This window comes from Micromonospora sp. NBC_00330, assembly GCF_036136635.1.
In the GTDB taxonomy this organism is placed as follows: domain Bacteria; phylum Actinomycetota; class Actinomycetes; order Mycobacteriales; family Micromonosporaceae; genus Micromonospora; species Micromonospora salmantinae.
Genome location: NZ_CP108012.1, coordinates 161,084 through 184,738, shown reverse-complemented (window position 1 = coordinate 184,738; position 23,655 = coordinate 161,084). Strand labels below are relative to the sequence as shown.

Here is a 23,655-nt window from a genome sequence, read left to right as displayed (position 1 = left end):
CTGGACATGTGCCAGCCCTAGGCTGTCGCAATGGCGGCAGAGCATGTGGTGATCGACCTCGACGAACACGGTCATGAGCCGGCCGAACGGAGCGGCATCGTCCGGTGGAACGTCGCGAACAGGCGGAAGGTTCTCCTTCCGCTCGTCGCCGCCTTCGTGATCGGTGTGGTGCTCGGCGGCGTCGGTGTCGGTGAGTTGCGCGACTCTCGTGCAGAGCGCGAGCGGTCCACAGTGGTCTCGCTCGTGGCCCTACCCGAGTCGGGCTTTTCGGGAGGCTTCAACAGCAGGGGAACCGTCCTGCTGAACGGGCAGCTGACACTGATCAACACCGGTCCCGCGCCGATCACGATCCGCGGGGTGCAGGCAGAGAGGCCGGGCGTCCAGGTACGGAGTATGGGCCAGGCCCGGCAGGTCCGCCCGGGTGGCACCGGCCAGATCCCCGTCGATCTGCAATTGGAGTGCGCGACGGCGTTCGAGCTGGAGCCGTTGTCCGTGCGGTTCTCCGTCGAGACCGAGGACAAGCGACTCAGAGAGGTGCGCTACCCGGTCGCTCTGGTCGGGAGCGCCTGGGAGGAGGACGCCCTGCGCCTGTGCGAGCCCCGGCTCGACTCATAGCTGGAACGGCGTCTGCTCGACCAGGTGGACCAGCATCAGCGCCGTCCTCCTGTCGGGTTGCACGAACGCGGTGCGAATCAGGTACGTGCCACGAGCCAGGTCCACTGTGAGGTGGGTGGTGTGCTCCAGCCCGTCGCCGGTGTAGCCGGAGTCGAACAACTCGGCTGGCCCGCTGGTCGTCCACGTACCCGCGTCCTCCCAGCGAGCGATCTTGACCGCCCGGGGAATGAGGCGGACGACGTCTGCCTCGGAGGCGGCGTAGAGCCACCGCACGAGGATCCGCCGGTCCGGGAGGTACGTGGTGGAAGCCGGCTCGTCGGCCAGAACGAGCGCCTGGGCGGCACCGACGTCAAGCACCCCCACGTAACCGTCGACCTGGCAGGCCCGGTCGTAGTCACCCCAGGAGTCATCGTCGTCATCCGACGCGCCCTTCCACTCGCCGAGCGCCGTCGTCGGTACGACGATGAGCGGCCCGCCGCCCGAATCGACCCACGGCAGCAGGTTGACCGGCGTGCGCGTACGAGCGAGGACGCCGGCCAGGTCGGTCATGTCGGTCACGATCGCGTCGGCACCAGCGGCGGCGAGGCGTTCGGCCTTGCCGGGTTTGTTGGCGTACCCGATGCAGGCGACACCGGCTGCTCGGGCGGCTTCGACGTCGGTGACCGAGTCACCGACCAGAACAGCGGCCTCGGGTGGGATCTTCAGCTCTTGCAGGGCCCGCACAACGGGCGCCGGGTTGGGCTTCAGCAGATCGGGGTGCTCGCCTCGCCCGATGACGGCGGCGAAGTAGCGGGCCCGGTCGCGGCGCCCGAGGTAGGCGCCGATGGCGGCGGCGGAGTTGTTGCTGACGATGGCGAGGGGGCGCCCGGTCGCCAGGCATGCCGCGACCACGTCGAAGGCTCCGATCGTGGTCTCGGCGGACGCCGCCGCCTCGACCTCCGCCGCCGCCAGGGCCGCACCGACGACGCCGACCAGCTCGGGCGCGAACACGGCTGTCGCGCGGAACAGCTCCAGCGGGTCGTCCCCGTCGCGCAGCTCGTCGGGCAGGACGACGCCCCGGCTGAGGATCAGCTGACGAAGGTCGGCGGCGATACGCGGGGCGGCCCTGCTGCCGAACAGGCGGCAGATCGGACCGTCGAAGTCGACGAGGACGACTTCGGCCCGCTCGGTGATGTCGGCGAGCCGGTCCGTCGGCCGTTCTGCCTCGGTCGTCACCATGCGCTCCCGCAGGCCGTTTTCGTCGTCACGGCTGTCGATCCTAGAGACCGACGCGGGCCGAGCCGTCCTGGGACGGTTCGGCCCGCCTGCCGCTGCGTCACTGTGTCACCCTGGTGGCCGGGCTGTCGCCCGGTAGTCCCCCCGCGCTGCTGTCGCTCTCCACGGGCGGCAACGGGGTGGTCCCGAGGACGCCACCGTCCCTGCCGTACGCGGTGAGAGTGGCCGCCTGGTCCGCTGGTACCCGGGTGGTGCCGGCGTTCGACGCGTCGAGGGCGACAGTGGCCGGGGGTGCGCCGCCGACCGTCACCGTGACGCGGGCCGCGTCTTGCGGGGCGATCACCTGCACCTGGCCCGTGGCGGGACGGGCGCCGTCCTCGGTCCGGACCCGCCAGCCGATCGGCCGCTTGTCGACGCCCTCCGCCGGCAACAGCAGCCGCAGGTCGATCGACCAGCCGGTCCGATCGTCGCCGTGCATGGCGTACGCGATCACTCCCCCGCCGGCCGGCTGCACTGTGAGCAGCGCGGCGGCCTGGCCGTGCTCGCGGCCCGACCACCGCACCCGTACCGTCGTGCCGACGGCCGGGAGGTGGCTGTCCTGAAGTGCCGTCTGGACGAAGTTGCGGAGGTTGGCGTCGTCGAGCGGGGTACCTCGGGCGGGTCGGCGAGCGCCGGTGAGCAGGGCGTCCATCTCCGGCCCGGTCGGATCGAGCGCGGCGTACGGGCCGCCGCCCAGACCGCCCTGGAAGTACACCCGGTCGCCGCGGCCGACCCGGACGACGGGTTCGTGCGGCAGGGGTTCGGGCGGCAGCACGGCGAACCCGACCCCGCCTCCGTCCGCCCTGGCGATGTCCTGGTACTCCACAGTCCCCCTCGACGTGTATCGAGGGTCGCCACTGATGGTCACAGTGGATTCGGGCGGACCGACGGCGACCGCGAACCCGGCCCGGTCGGGGTAGGCCTGCATCAGCGTCATCACCGGGTCGTCGTCACCCTCACTGTGGCCGCCGTACCGCATCTGTTGGGCGCCGGCCCCGGCCGGACCCACGTACCAGACCAGTGCCTCCCTGGTCAGCAGGCCGAACCGCAGCGGCACAGCGACCAGCGCGACCCGGTGGCCCGGCTGGTCACTGCCGTAGATCAGACGGATCCGGTCACGATCGCCGATCTTCCACTCACCCACCGGGGCGTCGATTCGCACCGGCGGATCGGCGCTGATCCGCGTTCGGAGCGCGTCCAGCCAGGCCCGGTCCCCGGCGAGCGCGCCCCGCGGTGGCGCGTCGAGCAGCGCCGTCGGAGTGGCGGCGACAGCGATGCCCGGTGCCCATCCGGGCAGCGGAACCACGTTGGTCTGGACCCCGACGAGCGCGACCCCGATCGCGGCGGCCAACGCCGTGCGGATCAGCCGCGTCCGCTGGTGCCGTCGCTCGCGGCGGGCGAACCCGGGCCAGGGGTCCTCGGGTACGTCGACGCCGTGCGCGGCCTGCCGCAGCGCGGGACTGAGCGTCGAATTGGCGAAGCTTCCGGTCATGCCAGTTCCTCCTCGAGCCGTACCGGGGACTGAGCGGCGGGCGGGACGAAGTCGCTCCGCAGCCGGGCCAACCCGCGCGACGCCTGGCTCTTCACGGCGCCGACGGAGCAGCCGAGGACCTTGGCGGTGTCCGCCTCGCTCAGATCCTCGAAGTAGCGCAGCACCAGCACCGCCTGCGTCCTGGGCGGTAATCGCCGCAACGCGGCGAGGAGTAGTTGCCGCTGCTCCACCTGCACGTACGCGTCATGCGCCGGCTGGCTGTCGGAGGTCAGCAGCGGCACCTCCAACGGCCGCCGCCGACGCCGCCAGGAGATCGCCGTGTTCACCATCGCCCGGCGTACGTAGACCTCGGGCGCGTCCCGGCGCAGCACCCGCCCCCAACGCCGATGGGTCTTCTCCAACGCCGACTGCGTCAGGTCCTCGGCTGTCCCCCGGTCACCGGTCAGCAGGTACGCCGTGCGGAGCAGCGATCCCCACTGTCGTTGGACGAACAGCCGGAACTCTTCGTCGTCCTCGTGCCGACTCACTCCACCTCCAGGTCGCGTCCACCTCGCGTCCAACTGCGGACGCAGAGTGAGACGCCACCGACAGCCTTCGGGGTTGAGTGGAGGATGGTGCGCCGGGCTCAGCCCTCCGGTTGTTGACCCACGGACGGCCCATCGGCCTGAGCCTGACGCTCGGCCTGCCAGATGGCGTGGCCCTTGAGCAGGTATCCGATCCAGTAGATCGCGAAGAGGATCAGGAAGCAGGCGAAGAACACTCCCGAGACGATGCTCGCGAGAACGAGCCCTTCCCCGCCGTCGGCCATTCCGCGCGCAGCGAAACCAACGAGGCCAAGGAAAAAGAAGATGACCATGTAGAGCGGCAGGGTTGAACTGTCTGCCGGGTGGGACGCGCGAGTCGACCACGGGACGCGATGGTCATTGCTGATCACTCGCCGAGTATGAACCGGCTCGCTCAAGCGCGGGATCCCGCTCCTCTCGACCGGGGAGGTCGATGCGGAGCGGGACCATTGACGGTCTACCCGTCAGAACCCCCATCAAAGGGCCGAGCACTTCCAGGTCTTCCCGCCATCCTTCGAGTCGCACAACAAGAGGACCTTGCCGAGGACCGGAAAGGTGAAAGTGAAGAGGTGACCTTTGTTCTTCGAGTACACGACGCCGGACTTCTCCGCGATGTCGGCCAATGCCCACCCGGGGTCCGGCCCGTCCACTGTCGCCACCCGGCGCATCGACTCGATGTCCTTGCCGTCGAGGAGCATCTTGATCTCGTCCGCCGAGGGCTCACGATCGCCGATCAGCGTCTCCACCGTGTCCGGGCCGTCGACGGCGACGCCCTTGGCCTTCTCGAAGGCAGCCTTGGTCCCACCGACCGTGGTGGTGCCGGCGAGGTCGAGGGTGAGGATCAGGTCGCCCGTTCGCCGCGACAACAGGCACTCCCAGATGGTCTTGCCCGAGGCGACGCACATGGTCAGGCACCACTCCCGGCCGTCTGCGGTGGACGAGGCGAAGAGCAGGGACGTCGCCGTCCCGCTGTCGCCGCTGCCGTCGTACGCGCCGTCGGCGAGGTCGGCCATGGTCGTGCCGAGGACGTCCCGGCTGCCCGGAATCGTGCCGACGACAGTGACCCCGTCCACCTTCTCACCGGCGGCGAGCGCTGCGAGTTGGCCGCCGGTGAGGTTCCGCCCACCGGTGTCGACGGCCAGCACCTTGTCCAGGTCGCCGACGGGTCGGCCGGTCAGGTCCTCGAACTGTCGAAGCATCGTGCCCGGGGCACCGGGATGGTCGGTGATCGTCGTCCGGGCCTCCCCCTCGGCGGCCTGCGACGGAGCGTACGAAGCGGTCAGCCCGACGATCAGGGCGGTCGTGACGATGGTGGCGCGCCTGGTGATGTCCCGCAGAGTTGTCATCCTGTCCTCATCTCGGTGATCGGTGTCGGCGGGGTGGGACGGGCTACCACTGACACGTGACGATGTCGCCGAAGTCGTTCGGGGACCCCACGTCGCAGTGGTCGTCGATCCACTCACCGATCTCGCCGATCGTGTCCACGATCCAGGCGAACACGGACTTGATCGCGCCCCAGATGCTGAAGTAGACGACTGTCGTCTCGGGGGTGCCGCCGGCCTCGTCGATGACGTCCTTCGTCGACATGGCGGCGTTGGGCTTCTCGATGATGTCCAGCACCCGCACCCCGGTGTCGTCCTTGCCGGCCAGCAGCGCCTCGACCTGCTCCGGGGTCCGCTCCTTGCCGTCGTCGACAGCCACGATCGCGCGGTCGATCAGGACCTCACGGCTGCCGCTGACGGCCTGGGCGATGCCGGTCATCTCGCCCACCGTGAGGTCGTTGCCGAGTGCGGGGCCGGTGAACCGCCGGACCGAGGCGTCACCCGCCGGGTTGATCTGGATCTCGCCGGCCGTGATCAGGTCGTCCGCTCCGAACGGCGCCCAGGCGAACGTCCACTGCCCGGCGACGCAGCGGAACTGGTCGTACTCCCGGCCCTCGGGCGCGGTCTCGGTGCGGAGAATTTTGCCGCGCTCGTCGACGTGCTGGACCACGCAGTCGGCGCCCTTCTGCGGCGGCTTGTCGGTCTGGGCCACGGCGGCGGAGGACATGGCCAGCACCGTCCCGCTGACCACCCCGATCACCGCGAGGCGGTGTGCCAAACGACTCATCGAACGCTCCATTCCTGATGCGGAAGAAACTGGTGTCCGAAGAGTGGCGGGGCACGCTGAAGCGGCCCGGAAACGGCGCTGAAAGCGGGTACCTCAGTGCAGCCGCGTGGCGTCGAGCTGTTCGAGGTCGGCGCGGATCGAGTCGGCGTCGGCGTCGCCGAGCTCGTCGAGGATGGTCAGGGCTCGGCGCCACGCGGCACGGGTGGCGGGGACGTCGCCGAGCGCCCGGTGGCTGCCGCCGAGATTGACGTACGTGCTCGCTTCGGCGTACCGGTCGTTGACCTGCGTGAAGAGTTCGAGGGCGTGCTCGTAGCAGGCGATCGCGCGCCGGTCGTCCCCGAGCTGGTGGTGGGCGTGGCCGAGGCTGTCCCAGGTGTCGGCCTGCCCCTGGACGTCGTCCACCTCCTGCAACATCCGCAGCGCCTCACCGCACGATTCAAGGGCGTGGTGGTAGTTGCCGAGCAGCGCTTCCTGCCAACCGACAGCGTTGAGGGTGTACCCCTGCCCGGCCCGGTTCCCGGTCCCCCGGAACAGGGTCAGCGCCCGGCGGGAATGGCGCAGCGCCTCCTGGTGCTGCCCCTGCCGCTCGGCCAGTTGACCAAGGTTGAGGCAGGTGTGCGCCCGTCCGGCGTCGTCGTCGACGTCGGTGAACAGGTCGAGTGCGCGCCGCAGGTGGTCGTCGGCCTCGTCGTACCGTCGGAGCCGGGAGCAGGCGAGACCGAGGCTGCGGTGCGCGTGGCCCTGCCCCGCCTGATCCCCGATGCGGGACGCGGCGGCCAGAGCGATTTGTTGGGTGCCGAGCCAGTCCTGCCAGTGCCCCTGCCGGTGCAGGAAGCCGGCCATGGCCCAGGCGAGCCGCCAGGCGTGTCCCTCGAACCCGGACCGCGCCGCGAGCGGCACCGCGGCGAGCAGGACGGGGACCTCGGTGGTGAACCACGCCGCGGCGGCCGACCGGCTCCTGGGGCGCTCCGGCGTCACGCCCGCCCGGGGTGGCGGGAGGCTGATCGCGCTGAAGTGCGGGTGCAGTGCCAGGTCGGCGGCGTGAGCGGTGTGCAGACAGTGGTCGAGCAGCCGGTGGATGGCGGCCCGACGCTCGGCCGGCGGCTCGGCCTCGTCGGCGAGGCTGGCCGCGTACGCGCGCAGCAGGTCGTGGAACGCGTAGCGCCCGTACGTGTGCTCGGTGAAGAGGTTCGCCCGGGTCAGTTCGGTGAGCAGGGGGCCTGTCGCCGGCCCGTCGAGGCCGGCCAGGCTGGCCACGGCCGGGGCGGAGACGTCCGGGCCGGGATGCAGGCTCAGCAGCCGGAACAGCCGGGCCGCGGGTGGGCTGAGCGTCCGGCACGACCAGGAGAAGACCGCCCGTACGTCGGTGGCCTCGTCGCCGGCGCGGAAGGCGTCCAGGTCGCCCAGTTCGCCGGCGACGGCGGCCAACGAAAAGTGCCTGTTGGTGGCGGCTCTGGCGGCCACGATGGCCAGGGCGATGGGCAGCCGCGCACACCGGTCGGCGATGGTGTCGGCAGCGGCGGGTTCGGCGGCGACCTGGCGCTCCCCGAGCCGGCGGACCAGCATGTCGCGAGCTTCGCCGAGGCTCAGCAGGTCGAGGGGCACCGGTTGGGCGCTTTCGGTGACGACCAGCGGAATGAGCTGGTCGCGGCTGGTGACGATCGCAAGGGAGTCCGGTGAGCCGGGCAGCAATGGCCGGACCTGTTCCGCGTCGCGGGCGTTGTCCAGCACCACCAGCAGTCGCTTGCCCGCCACCGTCGTGCGGTACAAGCTCGCCATCGCGTCCGGGTCGCGCGGCATCCGGGCCACCGGAACGCCGAGCGCCTCCAGGAAGCCGTGCAACGCTCGCGCCGGTTCGGTGGGTGTGGCCGCCGGGTCGAAGCCGCGCAGGTTGACGTAGAGCTGCCCGTCGGGGAAGCGTTCGGCCGCGCGGTGCGCCCAGTGCACGGCGAGGGCGGTCTTGCCGACGCCGGCGGTTCCGGACACCACGACGGCGCCGCCCCGGTCGACCAGCGCGTCGAGGGCCGCCAGCTCCGCGTCGCGTCCGGTGAACGTGGGTACGGGGGGAGGCAGTTGCGCCGCGACCCGCGTCGGTGCCGCCGTGGCCGGTGCGGCGATAGCGGTGTCCTGGCGCAGGATGGCGCACTCCAGGTCGCGTAGCCGCGGACCCGGGTCGAGGCCGAGGTTCTCCCGCAGGTTGTCGCGCAGCCGCCGGTACGTGGCGACCGCCTCCCCCTGGCGGCCGTCGCGGTACAGGGCGAGCATCAGCTGCGCGTGCAGGTGCTCGTCGAAGGGGTGCTGTCGGACGAGCCGTTCCAACCCGGGGACGAGCCCGGCGTGCTCACCGACGGACAGCCGAGCCTCGGCGAGCGATCGTTCGGCTTCCAACCGTAGGCGTGCCAGGTGTTCGGCCTGCTCCTCAAGCCAGGCCGACCCGGCCACGTCGGCCAGCGGTGGGCCCCGCCACAGTGCCACAGCGGCCGTCAGGTGCCTCACCTGCTCGTTGCGGTCCGTCGAGCGTCGGGCCAGCTCGATGAGGCGCTCGGCGGCCTGGACGTCGGTGGAGTCCGGCCCGGTGTCGAGCAGGTATCCGGGCTGCCGCGCCACGATCGACAGGGGCTCGCCGAGCACCCCGCGTAGGTAGGAGACGTGGCGTTGCAACGTGTTCGCCGCGGTGGCCGGTAGCTGGTCACCCCAGACCACGTCGATGAGCCGGTCGATGCTGACGACACGGCCCGCGTGCAGCGCCAACGTGGCCAGTACCGCCTTGCGGCGCACGCCGTTCACCGCCTGCGGACTGCCGGCGACGACCACCTCCACCGGCCCGAGCAGCCTGACCCGCACGGCCGTACCAACCATCGACATCACCGAATCAAACTAACGTCCCCAGCCCAGCAAACTCGATCTATTCGTCGCGTAATGGACACGATCCACGGGGCATCGGGAACGGACTCCGGGAGCTACCGTCTAGCGCATTACGGCAGGGAGGTACGCCGGTGGGCCATCGGCTGCGGCGCGTCGCGCTGGTGCTGCTCGGTGCGGTGTTGCTGGGCACTGTCGGCCTGAGTCTCGGCTCCTGGTACGGCGGTCGCGGCGTCACACCGCCCAGCGGCGACCAGGCGCAGAGTCTGGCAGCGCAACTGCTTCCTGGTGCGGTGCCGGGCGACTCGGGCCGGGTCGTGCGTGGCTACCGGTGGGGCGTCCACCTCGCTGCCGACGACCTGGGCTCCGGCCGGGAGTCCTTCTGGTACGACGATGGTGACGACTGTGGGCTCTCCGAGCAGTTCCGGCGCAGCGCCGGGACGCAGGGATGGCAGGGCCTCCGCCGCGTTCCTGGCTACCTGTGCGACGGCTGGCGCGCCGAGCGCGACGGAATGACTGTCGCGCTCGAATACTCTGCGAGCGGAACGGAGCTGACCATCGCACCGGCCGCGCCCGGCACGTTCCTACCCAGCACTGTCGCTGGCACTCTCGTCGGCGCAGCAGCCGGCGCGGCGCTGTTCGGGTGGGTGGCACGGCGACGTCGACCCGTACCCCTGCTGGTCTGCACCCTGGTGACGGCTGGCCTCCTCCCGGGCGTCGCCCTCACCTGGATGGTCCTGGGTCCGGGCATCGTCGTCGAGCCGATCTGGCCCGTCTGGCCCGCTCTCGCTCCCCTGCTGGTGCCCCTGTGGCTCGTTCTCCTCCTGGTGGGCGTGTATGCCTTCCCGAAACGGGAGACCGAGCCCAGCTCTCGGGTCACTGTGGTGGTGGTGAGTGTCGCGTGCGCCCTGGCCCCCGTGGTGCTGGCCGCCGCGCTGCTGTTCATGTTCGTTGGAGCGCAGCCCGTTCAGGGGTGGCCGTAGGCTGGCCACTCGCCTACGAGTCGCCAATGGAGAGCGCTGTGACCACACGTAACGGCAAGGTGATCGTCGACCAGACCATCTCCGCCGACGGGTACTCGGCCGGGCTCAACCAGAGCGAGGAACGCCCGTTCGGCGACGACGGCGGTGACGGCTGGGGCCGTGGGCTGCACGCCTGGATGTTCGACGCGGCTGAGGAAAACCAGGCCGAGCTCGACCAGACCACACTGGCCTCGGCGATCATCATGGGGCGCAACATGTTCGGCCCGGTGCGCGGCGAGTGGGATCGGCAGTGGAACGGCTGGTGGGGTGACAACCCGCCCTTCCACAAGCCGGTGTTCGTGCTCACCCACCACGCACGGGAGCCGCAGCCGATGGAGGGCGGCACCACCTTCCACTTCGTCACCGACGGGATCGAGTCGGCGCTCGCGCGGGCGCGGGCGGCAGCCGGTGGCGGCGACATCCTGATCCACGGCGGCGCGACCACCATCAACCAGTACCTCGCCGCCGGTCTGGTCGACGAACTGCGGCTGCACATCGTGCCGCTCACCCTCGGCACCGGTGTGCGGCTGTTCGAGGGCGTCCCGCCGCTGACACTCGAACAGGTGACGGCGCGGGCGGCGAGCACGGTCCTGCACGTCACCTACCGCGTGCTCGTCACTCCCTCTCGGTAACCTGCCCGGCGAGCCGGCGGAAAGCCGCAGCGGCAGAGTCGTACGACGGAGGATGCGTTGTCTGCTATCGCGTCACTGACAGTGGTCCGCAGGGACAGCATCACCGAGCTGGCCCGCCTGGCCCGCACATCGCCGTCGTCGTTCCGCACGTACCTGGCCGAACACGGGAGCAAGACGCGGCAGGAGTACGACTGGTCCGGCTACTGCATGCTCTACGTCCTGACCTATCTGGAGGAGCGCGGCATCGACCTGGACCAGTCGGAGCTCAATGCCGAGTCGGAGGCCATCAACAGCGCGTACGGCCTGACCACGCTCATCACTCGAGCGCCAGGGTTGCTGGATCAGCTCGACCCCGGCGCGCACCGCGCGGAGGAGCTGGTTGGCCACTTCGAGGAGATGGGGATGGACTTCGAGGAGAGCGGCGCGGCCGGTCTGGACACACTGAGGCTGTTGCGTGACACCATCTCCGACCTTCGCGACGACCAGGTGTTGCTGATCAATATCGGCTGAGACCGACTCATCCAGGCGGTGTCACCACCGCGCGAATGGGTTGGCAGGGCCTGGCCGTGGTGTGGCAGGGTGCTCGTCATGACTCAGCCCCGAAAGGTCCATGGCGCGTAGGTCACCTGGTGCGCTGCGCGCACTGTTGAAGTCGGCCGGGCGGAATGCGGGCAAGCTCCGCCCCATCGATGGTCTGTCGAACGGCGCGAACGCGGCGATCGTCAGGCTCGAAGGCACCCATCCGGGTTTCGTTCCGGTAGCGACCGCGCTGGCCGGCTACCGTCGCGCCATTCGACGCTCGGGACGGTGGCTGGATCTAGGGGATGACTGTCCCTGTCCGGGTTGCGATGTTTTGTACCAGCGAGACGTCCTGGACGACGCGATGCGCCGACTGCCAACGGCCGCCTCCCGCGAGTTGCGACGTGTCGTCGACCCGCTGGACGAGGAGTTTCTCCGGAAGACGCTGCCCGACCCGCGAGCTGCCGAGCTGAGTCCGTGGCACGCGCAGGCGTGGTGGCGGCAACGGATCAGGGAACGGTGACGGCAGCAGGGGCTGGTACGGCAGCCGCAAGCCGGTTTGGTTCATGAGACGGCGGGAACCCGCGGCACCGGACGGCTCTTGGATGAGCACCGTGGGCAGCCCTGCCCGCGGTGCGTGACCGGGCGCTCTCACAGTGGGGGAGGCTCATGCGCTGGTTCCGCGCGGCTCGCGGCGCCTCCACGGAGGGCGCAACCAGATCCAGCAACCCGATCGGTGCGGAGCGAGACCCGAAGCGGGCAGTCACCTTCAGCGATGCGGTCATTGCCATCGCCGTCACCCTGCTCGTCCTGGAGATCCAGCCGCCGGAGGACACCGAGCACCTGCTCCGCGGCCTCGTCGAACTGTGGCCCTCATACGTGGCGTACGCGATCACCTTCCTGCTGATCGGGCAGATGTGGGTGAACCACCACGTCATGTTCGATCACATCCGCTCCGCCGACCGCATGCTGCTCTTCCTCAACACCCTGCTGCTGATGGTGATCGCGTTCCTGCCGTTCGCCTCGTCCCTCCTGGCCCACGCGTTCGAGTCCGGCCACGGCAAGCGCACCGCACTCATCTTCTACGGAGCCACCTACGAGGTGGCGGCCATCCTCTTCAACGTGATCTGGGAGTACGCCAGGCACGGCCGTCGCCTGCTGACCTCCGCCACCGACAACGACACCGCCCGAGCGATCAGCAGACGCTTCCGCCCCGCGCCGTTCTGGATCGCCGTCGGGACCGCTCTGGGCGCTCTTCATCCGGTCGTGGGCCTCATCGTGGTCATCGCGTTCATCCCCTTCTACTGGCTGCCGATCAAAGGCGAGGTCGGCAGCATTCAGCGCACCCGCGCGCAGAGTCAGGGTGACCCATAGGTCTAGCGCCAACTCCTGCGGCGTGGTGACATCGACCGTTGTAGGGTGCGCGACGTGGGATACACGGTGATGCCCTCAGGCCGACTGAACCTCCCGGAGTCGGAGGACGCCGCTGCGGTCGCCGCTGTCCAGGCCGCCCTGGCAGAACGAGGCGGCTGGTACGGGCCGGATGAGTTTCCGTCGGACGGCACGCTGATCGACCTGGCGGATCCGGCCAGGGCCACGATCACCCGCGACGGAGACTGGATCGAGTTCGGGCACGACGACGAGGGCGACCCCAAGTGGTCGAACCAGACAACGGCCTTCTACGTCGCGATTGCGCCGTTCGTTCGCTCCGGAACCGTCCAGATCGAGGGCGAGGACGGCGCCCGCTGGTCGTACACCTACGCGAACGGGCAGGTCACCCAACAGGGTTGGAACGGTTGGGATGGGTCCGTCGAGCCGTTCGGCGAGTACGTGGACCACCCGTAAGCACTGTCACTCACCGGCCGCCAGGACTTCGGAGGACCGGGCGCTCTCCCAGACCGGCCGCTGGGGCTCGTCGTTCTGTACGACGATGTCGGCGTGCTGTGTCGGGCGGGCCGTCGCGAAGTAGAGCTCCTGCGAGGGGATGTAACGCTCGCGCCAGCGTCGTTCGATGTCGACCCGAGTCGACACCCGGCGCTCTCGGATCACGGCACGACCCACTGTCTTCTCCAGTGCCGCCGACACGAAGATGCGCAGGTCCCACCGATCAATCAGTTCCGGGCGCAGGAGGAAGACGCCGTCGAAGACGAGCACGGCGTCGGCGGGGGCGGCCGTGACCGGCGGGGACAGCACGGCATCCGCGTCGCGATCGTAGACAGCGGGTTGGAAGCGTCGATCTCCGCCCGGGCCCAGCGGATCGAGCAGAACCCGGTTCAGCGCCTCCTTGTCGTGGGTGTCGTGGTAGCAGCCCTCGGCCGAGTACTCGCCGCGCGGATAGCGCCGGGCCCGGGGAAAGAGGAAATCGTCGATCGTGGCGCGGATGACGTGGCGGCCCTGTTCACGCAGGACGGCGGCCAACTCGTCGGCGAGGGTGGTCTTGCCGGCGGCGGGCGGCCCGTCGACGGCAACCCGCGTCGGGTGGGCGACAGTGACGGCGTCAACCGCCTCAGCCAAGCGCTCGAGCAGCTCGTCACGCGTGCCTTGAACCATGTCCTGCTCCTCTTCACATGGACCGCGCGGCTGCCGGGCCGGATTGGTACCCCCATCGAAGTCGGTCACATCACGTAGGGTCTTCCGATGGTCGCACGGATCCTGGCGCACCTCCGCCCGCCGCTTGTCGTCTGCGGACACCTGGTTGCCCTGGTGTTGCTCGTCCTGGACGCGCGCCGTGAATGGAGTGCGTACGGGCTTGTCATGCTTCTCCTGTTGCTTGGTGGGCTTGCCGTGATACCAGCGGCGTTGGTCGACTCGCCAAGGTTCCGGCCGGTCAGCCTGGTCGCACAGGCCGTCGGAGCCGGCGTCGTCGCGTTGGCCCTCCATGACTCGGCCGACAAGCGGGCTCTCTGGGTGTACGCGCTGTCCGCCCTGGTGGCGGTGATTTCGCCGACCAGCCGGCCAGGGCTTGGCCGGACGACAGTGATCGGCGTGGGGACGGCAGTGGTGCTCACCATCGGCGTGTCGGCCCCAGCACTGGCCTGGGATGGCAGTCAGCCCGAGGCGACGGTGTGCGTGCGGCAGGGGCAGTCCGCTGAGGAGCTGGTGCTGGAGAACCACCGCTTCGACCCGAACCACGTGGTTGCGGGCTTTGGGTCGGAAGGGCCGCAAGCGCCCTGCCTGGAGGTGATGTTCGATCCCGGTGCCACCGCTGGCGACGCCGACGACGTCGTCCGCCGCTACTCCGTAGACTCGAGGGTCTCGTCCGTCGGCCGGACACGCTGACACTCACCGCTGTGTTCCGCGCCGGGCCCGGCGCGGCCGACGTGTCGCGCCTGGCGGCCACCATCGGATTGACGCGGTAAGCCAAATCCCCTTTCCGGATGCGGACCGCTCTCGTCAAGGCGCTGTGCAGGCACCTGGCCGGTGAGACCCGGCATGACAGACTTCGCCCGTGACGGACGTATCGCGGTTCTCCACGGTCAGGCACTTCGCGCAGGCCAACCCGGCCGGCCCTGGTCAGGACAGCGTTCCCGCGCTGCTTCGCCGTCTCGCCGACAGCATCGAAGAACTGGGGGACGTCGAGGTTGCGGACGTCGTCCTGCACCAAGAGATCACCGCTGACGCGGACGGCGATTGGTGGTCCGGCACCGTCTACTTCTACGACCCATCTGAGTGATCCGCCGTCTACACCCATCAGCTTGAGAATTATCGATGTCCGGCTGTAGCGTTCTGCCAGTGGAACGGCTGGTGGACCGGCACCGTGATCTCGCCGGGTGGTTGGTGACGCCGCTGCTCACCCTGGTGGCCGCTCCAGTGTTGGCAGGCCTCGTCGGGGTGTTGGGAAGCCTCGTGGACCACAACGGCCCGCCGGCGCTGTGCAAGGAGGCCATTGCCGAAAACATGTGCGAGGAGACCAGCCTCCGGGTGATCGGGGTACATGTGGCCCTCTCAGGCGCCATGTGGTTGCTGCTCTGGGTAATCCCGTGGTGGCGAGGTCTTCGCACGGTACGCGTTCTGCTGGCCGTCGCTGCGACCGTCGTTCTCGTACTCCTACCAGTGCGGATGTTCAACTGGTCCTGACGCACCTGACAATCGCGCGTCGCCGCATGGCTGATCATCCGCGTGCTGGCCTACAGCGGGCTGCCCCGGCCTGGTTGCCGACCAGATCCCCCGGGTAGAGGCAAATCCATGGACCCCCGAACCTTGTTCCAAATGCTGTTGGGCGTCGGCGGATTGGTCCTTGCCAGCTACGGTGTCCGTCTCCTGCTGACCGGCCGCATGTCGCAGTTCGCCCAGAGAAGGTGGAAGCGACCGGTTGACGCAGCGATGTGGTTCATCTGCACTGGACTATCGCTCTCGATACTCGCAGTGGGATACCTCGGACGTCTCATCGGCGCGTTCGGACCCGCAACAACGTGGACGCTTGCGAGCGTGGCGCTCGTGTTCCTCGCCGTCGGCCTCGTCAGGTATCGGCCACGCGACAGCGGACGTGCCGGGTCTTCGCACCTGACGTAGCCAACTTCTACGCCGCTGCCGGTGCGGCCGACGTGGCTCGCTTCGCCACCACTGTCGGACTGACCCGGCACCAGCGCAGCTAGTGGTACGGAGCCGTGCGCTTGTACACCATGATCCACTTTGCCTATTTCTGTTATGCCAATTGACACAACATCATGCAGCTCCTAGATTCTCTGACATGGATGAGGTCAGACGGCCCGGACGGCCTCGCAAGACCCCCGGCCAGCTCGCCCGGTGGACTCCACCGGAGGGCTGGTCCCGCTTGGTCGCCTGGCTCTCGCCGGAGGAGAAGAGGGCGCTCAAGCACGTCGCCGTCGAGGCCGACGTGGCCGTGGCCGATCTGGTCCGTGCGCTGGCCAGCGGCCTGGCCGACGGTGCCATCACCGCCGAGGAACTGATCGCAAAGGTCAGGAGAGGGGCCCAGGTCATGGAGAAGATCCCCACGCTGTTCGAACGCGACGAGCACTTCCGGGTCGTCGACCGCCCCAGGCCGGACTGCGCCTGGGTGTTCGACGGCGAGGGCGCCCCAACCGAGAAGCTCGACGGCTCCAACGTGCGCCTCACCGTCCGCTCAGGACAGCTGGTGCGAGTGGAGAAGCGCCGCAACCCCAGCAAGGTGCAGAAGCAGCAAGGCATCGTCGATGGGTGGTATGTCGACACCGACGATCACGCTGCGGAGGACAAGTGGATACTGGTCGCCGCCCGCAACACCGACGTGTCGAACTGGCCCGACGGCGAGCACGCGTGCGAGGCGCTCGGTCCCCGCGTCCAAGGCAACCCGCTCGGTCTGGAAGAGCACACATGTGTGCCGTTCAACCTCCGCGTGCCCGCCCTGCCGGACGCGCCCCGTAGCTACTCCGAGTTGCGGGGCTATCTAGCCGCGCTGGAGAGCCGATTCGCGCCGGGCCACTTGGCCGAGGGCATCGTGTTCCACCACCCGGATGGCCGGCGCGCCAAGATCAAGCGTAAGGACTTCCCCCTCAGCGCGTGACCACTCGCCGTCACCCCCACAGTGCCCAGGGTTCGATGGGAAGACGGCGGGAAGTCCGTGGTTGTCGGGCAACGTCGGCGTTTGCGGGCAGTCTTGGCTGTACGGATGGCTGTATGCCACGACTATTTTGGTCCGGTGATCGAGATCCTGGACAACCTCGATGTCCTTGCCCAGCCCTTCCTCGATCTTCGGACGCTGGCCCTCGCCGGGGTCCACTACGGATCGAACGCAGCTGACACCATCGACCGAGAGCGGATCGAGCAAGTCACCCTCTCCCCGATCGTTCACACGCAGAAGAGCGGTGATGGCACCACGCCCGAATATTACGATGCAGGCGGCCGGCGGATCACTCTCGACGAGGTGGTCGGCAGCGTTATCGACGCTGGGGGCATGCTGCACGTGGCTGGCAACATCAGCTACAAGGTCGCGGGCGGAACAGTGGTCGGCTTCGCGTTTTACGGTGCGGAGCGCGGCCCCCTGGCCTACTTCAATTCGCTGCGGTCGTACGAGGATTTCCTCACCGAGTTCGGGACACCCGACAGCGTCGAACGCAATGAGGCTTACGGCGACCTGTTGGGACTCCACAACTACTACTGGGGCTCGAAGAAGCAGGCGTACTGGGACAGCTGGGACGAGCGGTTGTCGTCGGTGAATCTGGGCGACTACGACGGGAACCACGGGCCCAGGCAAATGCCTTGAGCTTCGACCAACAGCCGTGCTGGGCCTAAGGGCAGCTCTACGGCCGGGCGACCTGCTGGAGTGAAGGGGCCCTAGGCTGACGCCCATGTTGGGGAGCACGCAGTGATCGACCTGGATGAGCGCAACAACCAGTCGGCGAAGTCGGGTACCCCCGCCCATGACCGCTCCGTGCTCAGACAGAAGGTGCCGCTGCGGCTCCTCGCCGCCTTCGCGGTCGGCGTTGTGCTTGGCGGCTTCGGCTTCAGCCAACTGCGAGACTCGCGTGATCAGCGGGACCGGAACGCCGTGGTCGCACTCGTGGCCTTCCCTCAATCGGCCGACTCCGGAAGCGCAGCCTCCGAAGGATCCGTCCGACTGTCCGGGTATTTGGCGTTGGCCAACGGCGGTCCCGGGCCGAGCACCGTTCGTGGGGTTCACGCAGAGAGGCCGGGCGTCGTTATACACAGCATCGGAGCGCCCCGGCTGTTACCCCCTGGCAGCACCGGTCAGCTCGCGGTCGAGCTGTGGTTCGAGTGCTCGGTCGCACGCCTCCAGCGAGAGCCGCTGCCGCTAGGGCTATCCGTCGAGACCGATGACGAGCAAGGCAGGAAGGTCAGCTACCCCGTCGCTCTCGTAGGAGACGACTGGGAGCGCGATGCTCTGAGCAAGTGTTCAGGCATATTCGCGGTGGGCTGACGCGTAACAGACCAAGGCCCCCAGCGCTGGAGCGGCTCTCCTCATCGGGCAAGAGGGCTTGGTAGGCCGGAGCGCGGCCGGCCGGCCCGGCCGATGGCGGCCGGAGGTCGCCAGCAGGCCAGGGCCGGGCCGGCGCGGATCGCGGCTACTTGGAGACTTGGGCCAGGATCGGTGTCCGGCCAGAAGAGGATGCCTGCGTCGGTCAGTAGAGCCACCGGTCGAGCACTCCGGGCCAGAAGTGGGTTGTATGGTCGCCGTCCCCGAACGCGGGCGGGTCAACGGCCTTGATCCGCTCCAACAGGTCGGCGAGCTCCGCGAGTGCTTCGTCTTCGGCCTGTCCGTCTTCGTCCCAGCGGTCGATGACGGTTGAGCTGGTCAGCCAGCTACCAACCATGTGCAGCGAACACAGCCAGTGGGTGATCGTTGAGTTGACGAACCCGGTGCTGCTGCCGTCCGACGACCAGATCTGCACCTCGCCGGTCCCCGGCGCGGCACCGTACACCCAGTCCAGGTCATCGGCGTTCGCCAACCGGTACATCGTCGGCTCTGCCTGGAACGACACCGCACTCACGAGGTCATCGATCAGCGGTACGCCAGAGGAGACCAGCGCGGCCTTCTGCGGCTCGGGAAGCCGCCACGTCGCCACGTCCAGCTCCGTAGCACGCACCACCCGCCCAGTACCGGCCCAGGCCGTGACCGCCTCGAACGCGGGAGGCAACGGAAGATCATCAACGGGCACGCCAATGAGGGTAGTCCGGCCACGGTTCCAAGCCAGTGTTCGTTGTAGCGACCAGGCATCCGATCATTGACAGATTCGTGCGTCCACGCCCGAGGGCCTGCTGCTCCAGTTCGGTGGAGCCGTCGCACTTCGACTGGCGGAGATCTGTCGCGCATCTCTTGTCGGACGACAGCGGGTTCCGTCAGAACTTGCGTGATCTCGATGGCCCTCGCTCGAAGCGATCGGTCCAGGGCCCGTCCGCGACCGCACTGCACTGCACTGCACTGCACTGGAGCCTGCCACCGCCGTTAGACGTGAAAATCTGGAACGGACGCGCGAGGTCAGCCTTGCTCGGCGTTGCTAACGTCGGGGCGACGTCCGGAGGGGCCAACGGGGAGGACGACGCTGTGGCCAGCAGCGGGAGTGCAGCGGCCTTGGCAAATCGGCGTGCTCGCGCGCCGATGGTCGTGATCGGCAGCGTCGTCGCGTTGGCCGCCCTCATCGCGCTGGGGTACCGGCTGGGTACCGACCCGCGGGTCGAGCAGCGAGAGGGCGACATCCTCGTGGCGCTGGCTCCGGGAACCTTTCTGGTGCTGTCCTGGCTCGTCCGCCTTGTGCAGTGGTGGGGTGCCGCTCGTGCTCCCGCGAGGCGCGTCATGGTGACCGCGCATCTGGCGCAGTCGCCGCAGCCGGGAAGTGCGGGGCGGGTCACCGCTGCGGCGGGCGCCGTGAGCGCCGCCGGCGGGATCGACGCCGGTCCCAAGGGATACTCCGTGTGGCTGACGGTGAGCGGCCGGGACGGCGGTGTCCTGCACCAACGCGTCGTCTGGGAACCGTGGTTGCGCGAGCTGACCAGGCCTCGTCAGGCCACGGTCCGGCACGGGTCCGGCGTCAGCGTGGTCGACGTGGCCGGGTACGGGCGGCTCTGGCCGGCGAGTCTCACGCTGCGCCGTCGTCCCTACGGAGTCAGACTCATTCCGTTCCGCAAGGCCCAGAGGTTGCCGAAGGAGAACAGCCTCTCGCACGGTCGTCTGGCCTGCCTTCTTCTCCTGTTCGTCGCGCCCGGCCTGGCCGGCGCCGTCACCCAAGGCGCGTGGGCGCTGCTCGGGTGGTGGGTGGCGTACGTCGTCGCCTCGATGGTCGCCACCGGAGCCTGGTTCGGCATCATCCCGCCCGGCGTGCTTCCGGAAGCAGCCCGTCGGGGCCGCGCCCCGACGACCTCGTGACCACGGACGCGATCGAGCGGACAGGCGGCGGCCTCGGCCAGCTCCGCGAGGCGCTGCTCGGCAGCATCGCCAGGAAAACGGCTGGTGGGGCGGGCGGGACTCGAACCCGCGACCGAGGGATTATGAGTCCCCTGCTCTAACCGGCTGAGCTACCGCCCCGAACACCGCGCCGGATCTTATCCCGCTCGGCGGTCAGCAGCCAGCATCGAGCCGGCCGGCGCCCACGCCTGCGCCAGCACGATGGGCAACAGGAATATAACAGCGTGCTCGGGTACGCCTGTCAGCCGGCGCGCAGCTCGTCCAGCACGGCGCCGGCGGCGCGCCAGCCGCTGGTGAGGGCGCCCTGGATCGATGGGCTGTCCCGGTGGTCACCGGCCACGAACAGGCCCTCCCCCAGCGCCACCGGCTTGCGCAGTCGTCCCTGCGGCGGCGGTGCGGCGGGTAGCGCCTCGGGGATGGCCACTGTGGTGAGGTGGGTCCAGTCGGCGGTGGAGCGGCCGTACAGCCGGGTCAACTCGGCCCGGATGGTCGGCTCGGGTGGGGCCGTCGGGCCGACCACCGAGGTGGCGATCAGGTGCCGTCCGGCGGGCGCGTACGTAGCGGTGGCGTTGCTGAGCACCACTGTGTTGGCGACGAGTTCGCGTCGGTCGCCGTCGACGAGCAGGATCGGCTCGGTGAGCGGCGGCTCGGGCGCGCTGTGGTAGTAGGTGGTGTAGCTGTGCATGCGTACCGTCGCCAGGGCTGGCAGCAGCGCGGCCGCGGCGGGCGGGTCGACGGCGACCACGACGGCCCGGCAGCGGATGTCGCCGGCCTGGGTGCGGACCCGGCCGGGGGTGACCTCCACGACCGGGGTGTCCAGGTCGAGCAGGTCGGCCGGCAGCGGCGCGGCGACGGCCCGGGGCAGCGCGGCCATCCCTTCGGCGGGCACGCCGATCCGGCCGCGGGCGAAGGAACGCAGCACCATCGCCAGCACGTGACTGGAGGTGGACAGTTCCCGGTCGATGAACACACCGGACAGGAACGGTCGCAGCAGTTCCTCGATGATGGCGTCGGAGAGACCGGCGCGGCGCAGCGCCGTCTCGGTGCTGGTCTCCGGCGCGGCGAGCAGCCGGGACGCGGGGAGGGTGGCGCAGCCGGTGGCGAGCGCGGCGAAGCGCAGCCGGTCGAGCAGGGAGCCGACCCCGGCGAGCGCGGTGCCGGGTCCGCCGGTCGGCTCGCGCAGCGGGTTGACCAGCCGCAGCAGCTTGTCGCCCTTGCGGACCAGCACACCGGAGGTGAAGTAGCCGAGGTTGAGCTGGTCGATGTCGAGCAGCGTGCCGAGCCGGGGGTAGGCGGTGTTGAGCACCTGGAAGCCCTGGTCGATGAGGTGACCGTCGACCACGTCGGTGGCGACCCGGCCGCCGAGCCGACCCTCGGCCTCCACCAGCCGCCAGGGCACGCCGGCGCGGTGCAGCCGGCGGGCGGCGGCGAGGCCGGCCAGGCCGCCGCCGACGATGACCACATCGGTTTCAGCCAGCACCGCGCGCCTCCCGCTCACCGTTCGCCCGGGACAACCGGCCCGGCCACCAGATCTTCGGCCCGATGTCGTACGCGAGTGCGGGCACCAGCAGCGACCGGACGATGATGGTGTCGATCAGTACCCCGATCGCGACCGCCGTACCCAACTCGACGAGTATCACCAGCGGCAGGACGGCGAGGGCGGAGAACGTCGCGGCGAGCACGACGCCGGCGGAGGTGATCACCCCGCCGGTGACGGCGAGGCCGGCGAGCACCCCGGCGCGGGTGCCGCGCTTGACCGACTCCTCGCGGACGCGGCTCATCAGGAAGATGTTGTAGTCGATGCCGAGCGCGACCAGGAAGACGAAAGCGAACAGCGGGAACGACGAGTCCACGCCGGGGAAGTCGAAGACGTGGCGGAACAGCAGCGCGCAGAGGCCGAGGGTCGCCGCGAAGCTGAGCAGCACTGTGGCGATCAGCAGCAGCGGGGCGAGTAGCGCCCGCAGCAGCAGGGCCAGGATGACAGCGATGACCACCAGCACCACCGGGATGATGACGTTCTGGTCGCGCTTCGCGGCGTCCGACGTGTCCACGTTGATCGCTGTAAAGCCGCCGACCACCGCGTCCGCGCCGGGCACCTGGTGTACGGCCACCCGCAGCTCTCTGATGGTCCGCTCGGCGCCGTCGCTGTCGGGTGGGTCGGCCAGGGTCGCCTCCAGCTGCACCCGCCCGTCGACGACCTTCGGGGCGGCGTTCGCCTCGGGTGGGCCGGTCTGCGGGCCGGCCGGAAGCGGGCGGACGTCGGCGACCCCGGGCACGTCCTTCGCAACCTGGGCGACCTGCCGGGCGGTCTGCTCGGTGGTGAAGATGGTGGCCGGGCTGCCGGTGCCGGCCGGGTAGTGCCGGGAGATCACCTCCTGGCCGTCGACCGAGTCGGTGCGCTGGGTGAACAGGTCGGACTGGCCGAGCGTGGTGGTGCCGAGCTGGGTGAGGCCGAGGGTCAGCAGGGCCAGCACGACGGCGGTGCTCAGCCAGATCGGGCGGGCGTGCCGGGCCACGAAGCCGGCGACGCGGCTCCAGATGCCGTGTTCGGCCCGCGGGTCGGCCTGGTCGGCTCGGGGCCGGCGGGGCCAGAACGCCCACCGTCCGCCGAGCACCAGCAGCGCGGGTAGGAAGGTGAGCATCACCAGCAGGGTGGCGGCGATGCCGATGGCGGCGACCGGGCCGAGTGCCCGGTTGGAGTTGAGGCTGGACAGCAGCAGGCAGAGCAGGCTGACGATGACGGTGCCGCCGGAGGCGATGATGGCCGGCGCGGCGCCCTTCCAGGCGGTCTTCATGGCATCCCACGGGCGGTCGTGCCGGTGCAGCTCCTCCCGGTAGCGGGCGATCAGCAGCAACGCGTAGTCGGTGCCGGCGCCGAAGACCAGCACTGTGAGGATGCCCTGGGCCTGCCCGTTGAGCTTGACCACGTCCGCGTCGGCGAGCAGGTAGACGAAGACCGAGGCGAGGGCGTACGACATCCCGGCGGCGAGCAGCGGGAAGATCCAGAGGACCGGGCTGCGGTAGACGATCAGTAGGATGACCAGCACCACGACCAGGGTGACCAGCAGCAGTGGTCCGTCGATGGCGGAGAAGACCTCGATCAGGTCGGCGAGCAGACCGGCCGGGCCGGAGACGTCGACGGTGAGGCCGTCGCGGTCACCGCCGGTGATGTCGCGCAGTTGCTCGACGACAGCGCCGATCTCCTCGCCCTCGGCGTCGTCCACCGGTACGACGACCTGGAGTGCCTGGCCGTCGTCGCTCGGGATGGGCGGGGGCAGTGGGGTGACCACGCCGGGGATCTGGGCGAACCGGGCGGCGTCGGCGCTCACCCGTTGCCGGTCCGCGTCGGTGATCCCGGAGGGCCGCTCGTAGACGATCAGAGCCGGGATGGTCTGCCGGTCGACGAATTCGCCGGCGAGGTCCTGGGCGCGGGTCGCTTCGGCGTCGGTGGGCAGGAAGGCGGCGTTGTCGTTGGTGGCGACCTCGCTGAGGCGCCCCGCGTACGGGCCGGACACGCCGCCGATCACCAACCAGGCCAGCACGACCGCCACCGCGATCAGCGTGGCCTTGCCGCCTCGTCCGGACATCCGCACTCACCCCAAGGATCGACGCATCAATCGACGCAGCGGTAGCCTCAGTCGACATCGACCATCCTGCCGGGCAAGCAGGTCGAGGGTGGGTGAAACCGGGTCACACACACGAAAACGCCCGTCGGCCGGTGGCTGAC

General features: G+C 69.6%; 25 protein-coding genes and 1 tRNA gene. 14 read left to right on the top strand and 12 right to left on the bottom strand.

Annotation, left to right across the window (positions count from 1 at the left end):
- Positions 1-30 precede the first annotated feature (30 nt).
- Positions 31-615: a hypothetical protein gene (locus OG598_RS00890; RefSeq protein ID WP_328652621.1), complete on the top strand. Its 585-nt coding sequence runs from the start codon at positions 31-33 to the stop codon at positions 613-615.
- Here the strand turns inward: OG598_RS00890 and OG598_RS00885 are convergent.
- The 7 genes from OG598_RS00885 to OG598_RS00855 form a co-directional block, all read right to left on the bottom strand.
- Entirely contained in the window at positions 610-1,830 is a 1,221-nt protein-coding gene (locus OG598_RS00885) for an Imm21 family immunity protein (RefSeq protein WP_328652620.1), read from the bottom strand. The genes OG598_RS00890 and OG598_RS00885 overlap by 6 nt on opposite strands.
- A gap of 100 nt (positions 1,831-1,930) precedes the next feature.
- Positions 1,931-3,361, bottom strand: coding sequence for a hypothetical protein (locus tag OG598_RS00880; RefSeq protein ID WP_328652619.1), 1,431 nt, complete (start codon positions 3,359-3,361; stop codon positions 1,931-1,933).
- Positions 3,358-3,888 (bottom strand): SigE family RNA polymerase sigma factor, encoded by a 531-nt coding sequence (locus OG598_RS00875; RefSeq protein ID WP_328652618.1) that lies wholly within the window; start codon positions 3,886-3,888, stop codon positions 3,358-3,360. The genes OG598_RS00880 and OG598_RS00875 overlap by 4 nt, the downstream gene beginning before the upstream one ends.
- A 98-nt stretch (positions 3,889-3,986) precedes the next feature.
- Entirely contained in the window at positions 3,987-4,295 is a 309-nt protein-coding gene (locus tag OG598_RS00870) for a hypothetical protein (protein WP_328652617.1), read from the bottom strand.
- A 105-nt stretch (positions 4,296-4,400) separates the two neighbouring features.
- Complete coding sequence (locus OG598_RS00865; protein WP_328652616.1) at positions 4,401-5,270, bottom strand: hypothetical protein; 870 nt, start codon at positions 5,268-5,270, stop codon at positions 4,401-4,403.
- Positions 5,271-5,313: 43 nt separating this feature from the next.
- On the bottom strand, positions 5,314-6,033 hold the full coding sequence (locus tag OG598_RS00860) for a hypothetical protein (protein ID WP_328652615.1): 720 nt from the start codon (positions 6,031-6,033) through the stop codon (positions 5,314-5,316).
- 93 nt (positions 6,034-6,126) lie between these two features.
- Positions 6,127-8,898: an AfsR/SARP family transcriptional regulator gene (locus tag OG598_RS00855; RefSeq protein ID WP_328652614.1), complete on the bottom strand. Its 2,772-nt coding sequence runs from the start codon at positions 8,896-8,898 to the stop codon at positions 6,127-6,129.
- Between the two features lie 131 nt (positions 8,899-9,029).
- On the opposite strand from OG598_RS00855, the gene OG598_RS00850 reads away from it, so the two are divergent.
- From OG598_RS00850 to OG598_RS00825, 6 genes are all read left to right on the top strand, one after another.
- Positions 9,030-9,878, top strand: a complete 849-nt coding sequence (locus OG598_RS00850) for a hypothetical protein (protein WP_328652613.1) — start codon at positions 9,030-9,032, stop codon at positions 9,876-9,878.
- A gap of 38 nt (positions 9,879-9,916) precedes the next feature.
- Complete coding sequence (locus OG598_RS00845; RefSeq protein WP_328652612.1) at positions 9,917-10,549, top strand: dihydrofolate reductase family protein; 633 nt, start codon at positions 9,917-9,919, stop codon at positions 10,547-10,549.
- Positions 10,550-10,606: 57 nt separating this feature from the next.
- A complete protein-coding gene (locus tag OG598_RS00840; protein ID WP_328652611.1) occupies positions 10,607-11,059 on the top strand; it encodes a hypothetical protein in 453 nt (150 codons plus the stop codon).
- Between the two features lie 373 nt (positions 11,060-11,432).
- Entirely contained in the window at positions 11,433-11,591 is a 159-nt protein-coding gene (locus OG598_RS00835) for a hypothetical protein (RefSeq protein ID WP_328652610.1), read from the top strand.
- 146 nt (positions 11,592-11,737) lie between these two features.
- The gene (locus OG598_RS00830) at positions 11,738-12,442 is read left to right on the top strand and encodes a TMEM175 family protein (RefSeq protein ID WP_328652609.1); all 705 of its coding nucleotides are present in this window, start codon (positions 11,738-11,740) and stop codon (positions 12,440-12,442) included.
- 54 nt (positions 12,443-12,496) lie between these two features.
- Entirely contained in the window at positions 12,497-12,913 is a 417-nt protein-coding gene (locus OG598_RS00825; RefSeq protein WP_328652608.1) for a hypothetical protein, read from the top strand.
- Between the two features lie 6 nt (positions 12,914-12,919).
- Here the strand turns inward: OG598_RS00825 and OG598_RS00820 are convergent, their stop codons facing one another.
- A complete protein-coding gene (locus tag OG598_RS00820) occupies positions 12,920-13,618 on the bottom strand; it encodes an AAA family ATPase (protein WP_328652607.1) in 699 nt (232 codons plus the stop codon).
- Positions 13,619-13,771: 153 nt separating this feature from the next.
- On the opposite strand from OG598_RS00820, the gene OG598_RS00815 reads away from it, so the two are divergent.
- The 6 genes from OG598_RS00815 (at position 13,772) to OG598_RS00790 (ending at position 17,945) form a co-directional block, all read left to right on the top strand.
- Entirely contained in the window at positions 13,772-14,347 is a 576-nt protein-coding gene (locus OG598_RS00815) for a hypothetical protein (RefSeq protein ID WP_328652606.1), read from the top strand.
- A gap of 169 nt (positions 14,348-14,516) precedes the next feature.
- Complete coding sequence (locus OG598_RS00810) at positions 14,517-14,741, top strand: hypothetical protein (protein ID WP_328652605.1); 225 nt, start codon at positions 14,517-14,519, stop codon at positions 14,739-14,741.
- A 59-nt stretch (positions 14,742-14,800) separates the two neighbouring features.
- A complete protein-coding gene (locus OG598_RS00805; RefSeq protein WP_328652604.1) occupies positions 14,801-15,145 on the top strand; it encodes a hypothetical protein in 345 nt (114 codons plus the stop codon).
- 613 nt (positions 15,146-15,758) lie between these two features.
- Positions 15,759-16,571 (top strand): hypothetical protein, encoded by an 813-nt coding sequence (locus OG598_RS00800; RefSeq protein WP_328652603.1) that lies wholly within the window; start codon positions 15,759-15,761, stop codon positions 16,569-16,571.
- Positions 16,572-16,706: 135 nt separating this feature from the next.
- Positions 16,707-17,270 carry a hypothetical protein gene (locus OG598_RS00795; RefSeq protein ID WP_328652602.1) on the top strand — a complete coding sequence of 188 codons (564 nt, stop codon included), beginning with the start codon at positions 16,707-16,709 and terminating at the stop codon, positions 17,268-17,270.
- A 102-nt stretch (positions 17,271-17,372) separates the two neighbouring features.
- Positions 17,373-17,945, top strand: coding sequence for a hypothetical protein (locus OG598_RS00790; protein WP_328652601.1), 573 nt, complete (start codon positions 17,373-17,375; stop codon positions 17,943-17,945).
- Positions 17,946-18,147: 202 nt separating this feature from the next.
- On the opposite strand, the gene OG598_RS00785 is transcribed toward OG598_RS00790, so the two are convergent.
- Positions 18,148-18,684 carry an SUKH-4 family immunity protein gene (locus tag OG598_RS00785; protein WP_328652600.1) on the bottom strand — a complete coding sequence of 179 codons (537 nt, stop codon included), beginning with the start codon at positions 18,682-18,684 and terminating at the stop codon, positions 18,148-18,150.
- Between the two features lie 413 nt (positions 18,685-19,097).
- Between OG598_RS00785 and OG598_RS00780 the strand changes: the two genes are divergently transcribed.
- The gene (locus OG598_RS00780; RefSeq protein WP_328652599.1) at positions 19,098-19,889 is read left to right on the top strand and encodes a hypothetical protein; all 792 of its coding nucleotides are present in this window, start codon (positions 19,098-19,100) and stop codon (positions 19,887-19,889) included.
- A gap of 82 nt (positions 19,890-19,971) precedes the next feature.
- Here OG598_RS00780 and OG598_RS00775 read toward each other — a convergent pair.
- The 3 genes from OG598_RS00775 to OG598_RS00765 all read right to left on the bottom strand — a co-directional run bounded on the left by OG598_RS00775 (position 19,972) and on the right by OG598_RS00765 (position 23,515).
- Positions 19,972-20,048, bottom strand: a tRNA-Ile gene (locus OG598_RS00775).
- Between the two features lie 121 nt (positions 20,049-20,169).
- Positions 20,170-21,408 carry an FAD-dependent oxidoreductase gene (locus tag OG598_RS00770; protein ID WP_328652598.1) on the bottom strand — a complete coding sequence of 413 codons (1,239 nt, stop codon included), beginning with the start codon at positions 21,406-21,408 and terminating at the stop codon, positions 20,170-20,172.
- Complete coding sequence (locus OG598_RS00765; protein ID WP_328652597.1) at positions 21,398-23,515, bottom strand: MMPL family transporter; 2,118 nt, start codon at positions 23,513-23,515, stop codon at positions 21,398-21,400. Before OG598_RS00765 ends, OG598_RS00770 begins: the two co-directional genes overlap by 11 nt.
- Between the last annotated feature and the right edge of the window lie 140 nt (positions 23,516-23,655).

Bases quoted from the DNA above. Each gene is read 5' to 3' on its own strand.
- OG598_RS00890 (WP_328652621.1), top strand. From the start codon at position 31: ATGGCGGCAGAGCATGTGGTGATCGACCTCGACGAACACGGTCATGAG.
- OG598_RS00880 (WP_328652619.1), bottom strand. From the start codon at position 3,361: ATGACCGGAAGCTTCGCCAATTCGACGCTCAGTCCCGCGCTGCGGCAG.
- OG598_RS00865 (WP_328652616.1), bottom strand. From the start codon at position 5,270: ATGACAACTCTGCGGGACATCACCAGGCGCGCCACCATCGTCACGACC.
- OG598_RS00860 (WP_328652615.1), bottom strand. From the start codon at position 6,033: ATGAGTCGTTTGGCACACCGCCTCGCGGTGATCGGGGTGGTCAGCGGG.
- OG598_RS00855 (WP_328652614.1), bottom strand. From the start codon at position 8,898: ATGTCGATGGTTGGTACGGCCGTGCGGGTCAGGCTGCTCGGGCCGGTG.
- OG598_RS00835 (WP_328652610.1), top strand. From the start codon at position 11,433: ATGCGCCGACTGCCAACGGCCGCCTCCCGCGAGTTGCGACGTGTCGTC.
- OG598_RS00830 (WP_328652609.1), top strand. From the start codon at position 11,738: ATGCGCTGGTTCCGCGCGGCTCGCGGCGCCTCCACGGAGGGCGCAACC.
- OG598_RS00820 (WP_328652607.1), bottom strand. From the start codon at position 13,618: ATGGTTCAAGGCACGCGTGACGAGCTGCTCGAGCGCTTGGCTGAGGCG.
- OG598_RS00800 (WP_328652603.1), top strand. From the start codon at position 15,759: ATGGATGAGGTCAGACGGCCCGGACGGCCTCGCAAGACCCCCGGCCAG.
- OG598_RS00765 (WP_328652597.1), bottom strand. From the start codon at position 23,515: ATGTCCGGACGAGGCGGCAAGGCCACGCTGATCGCGGTGGCGGTCGTG.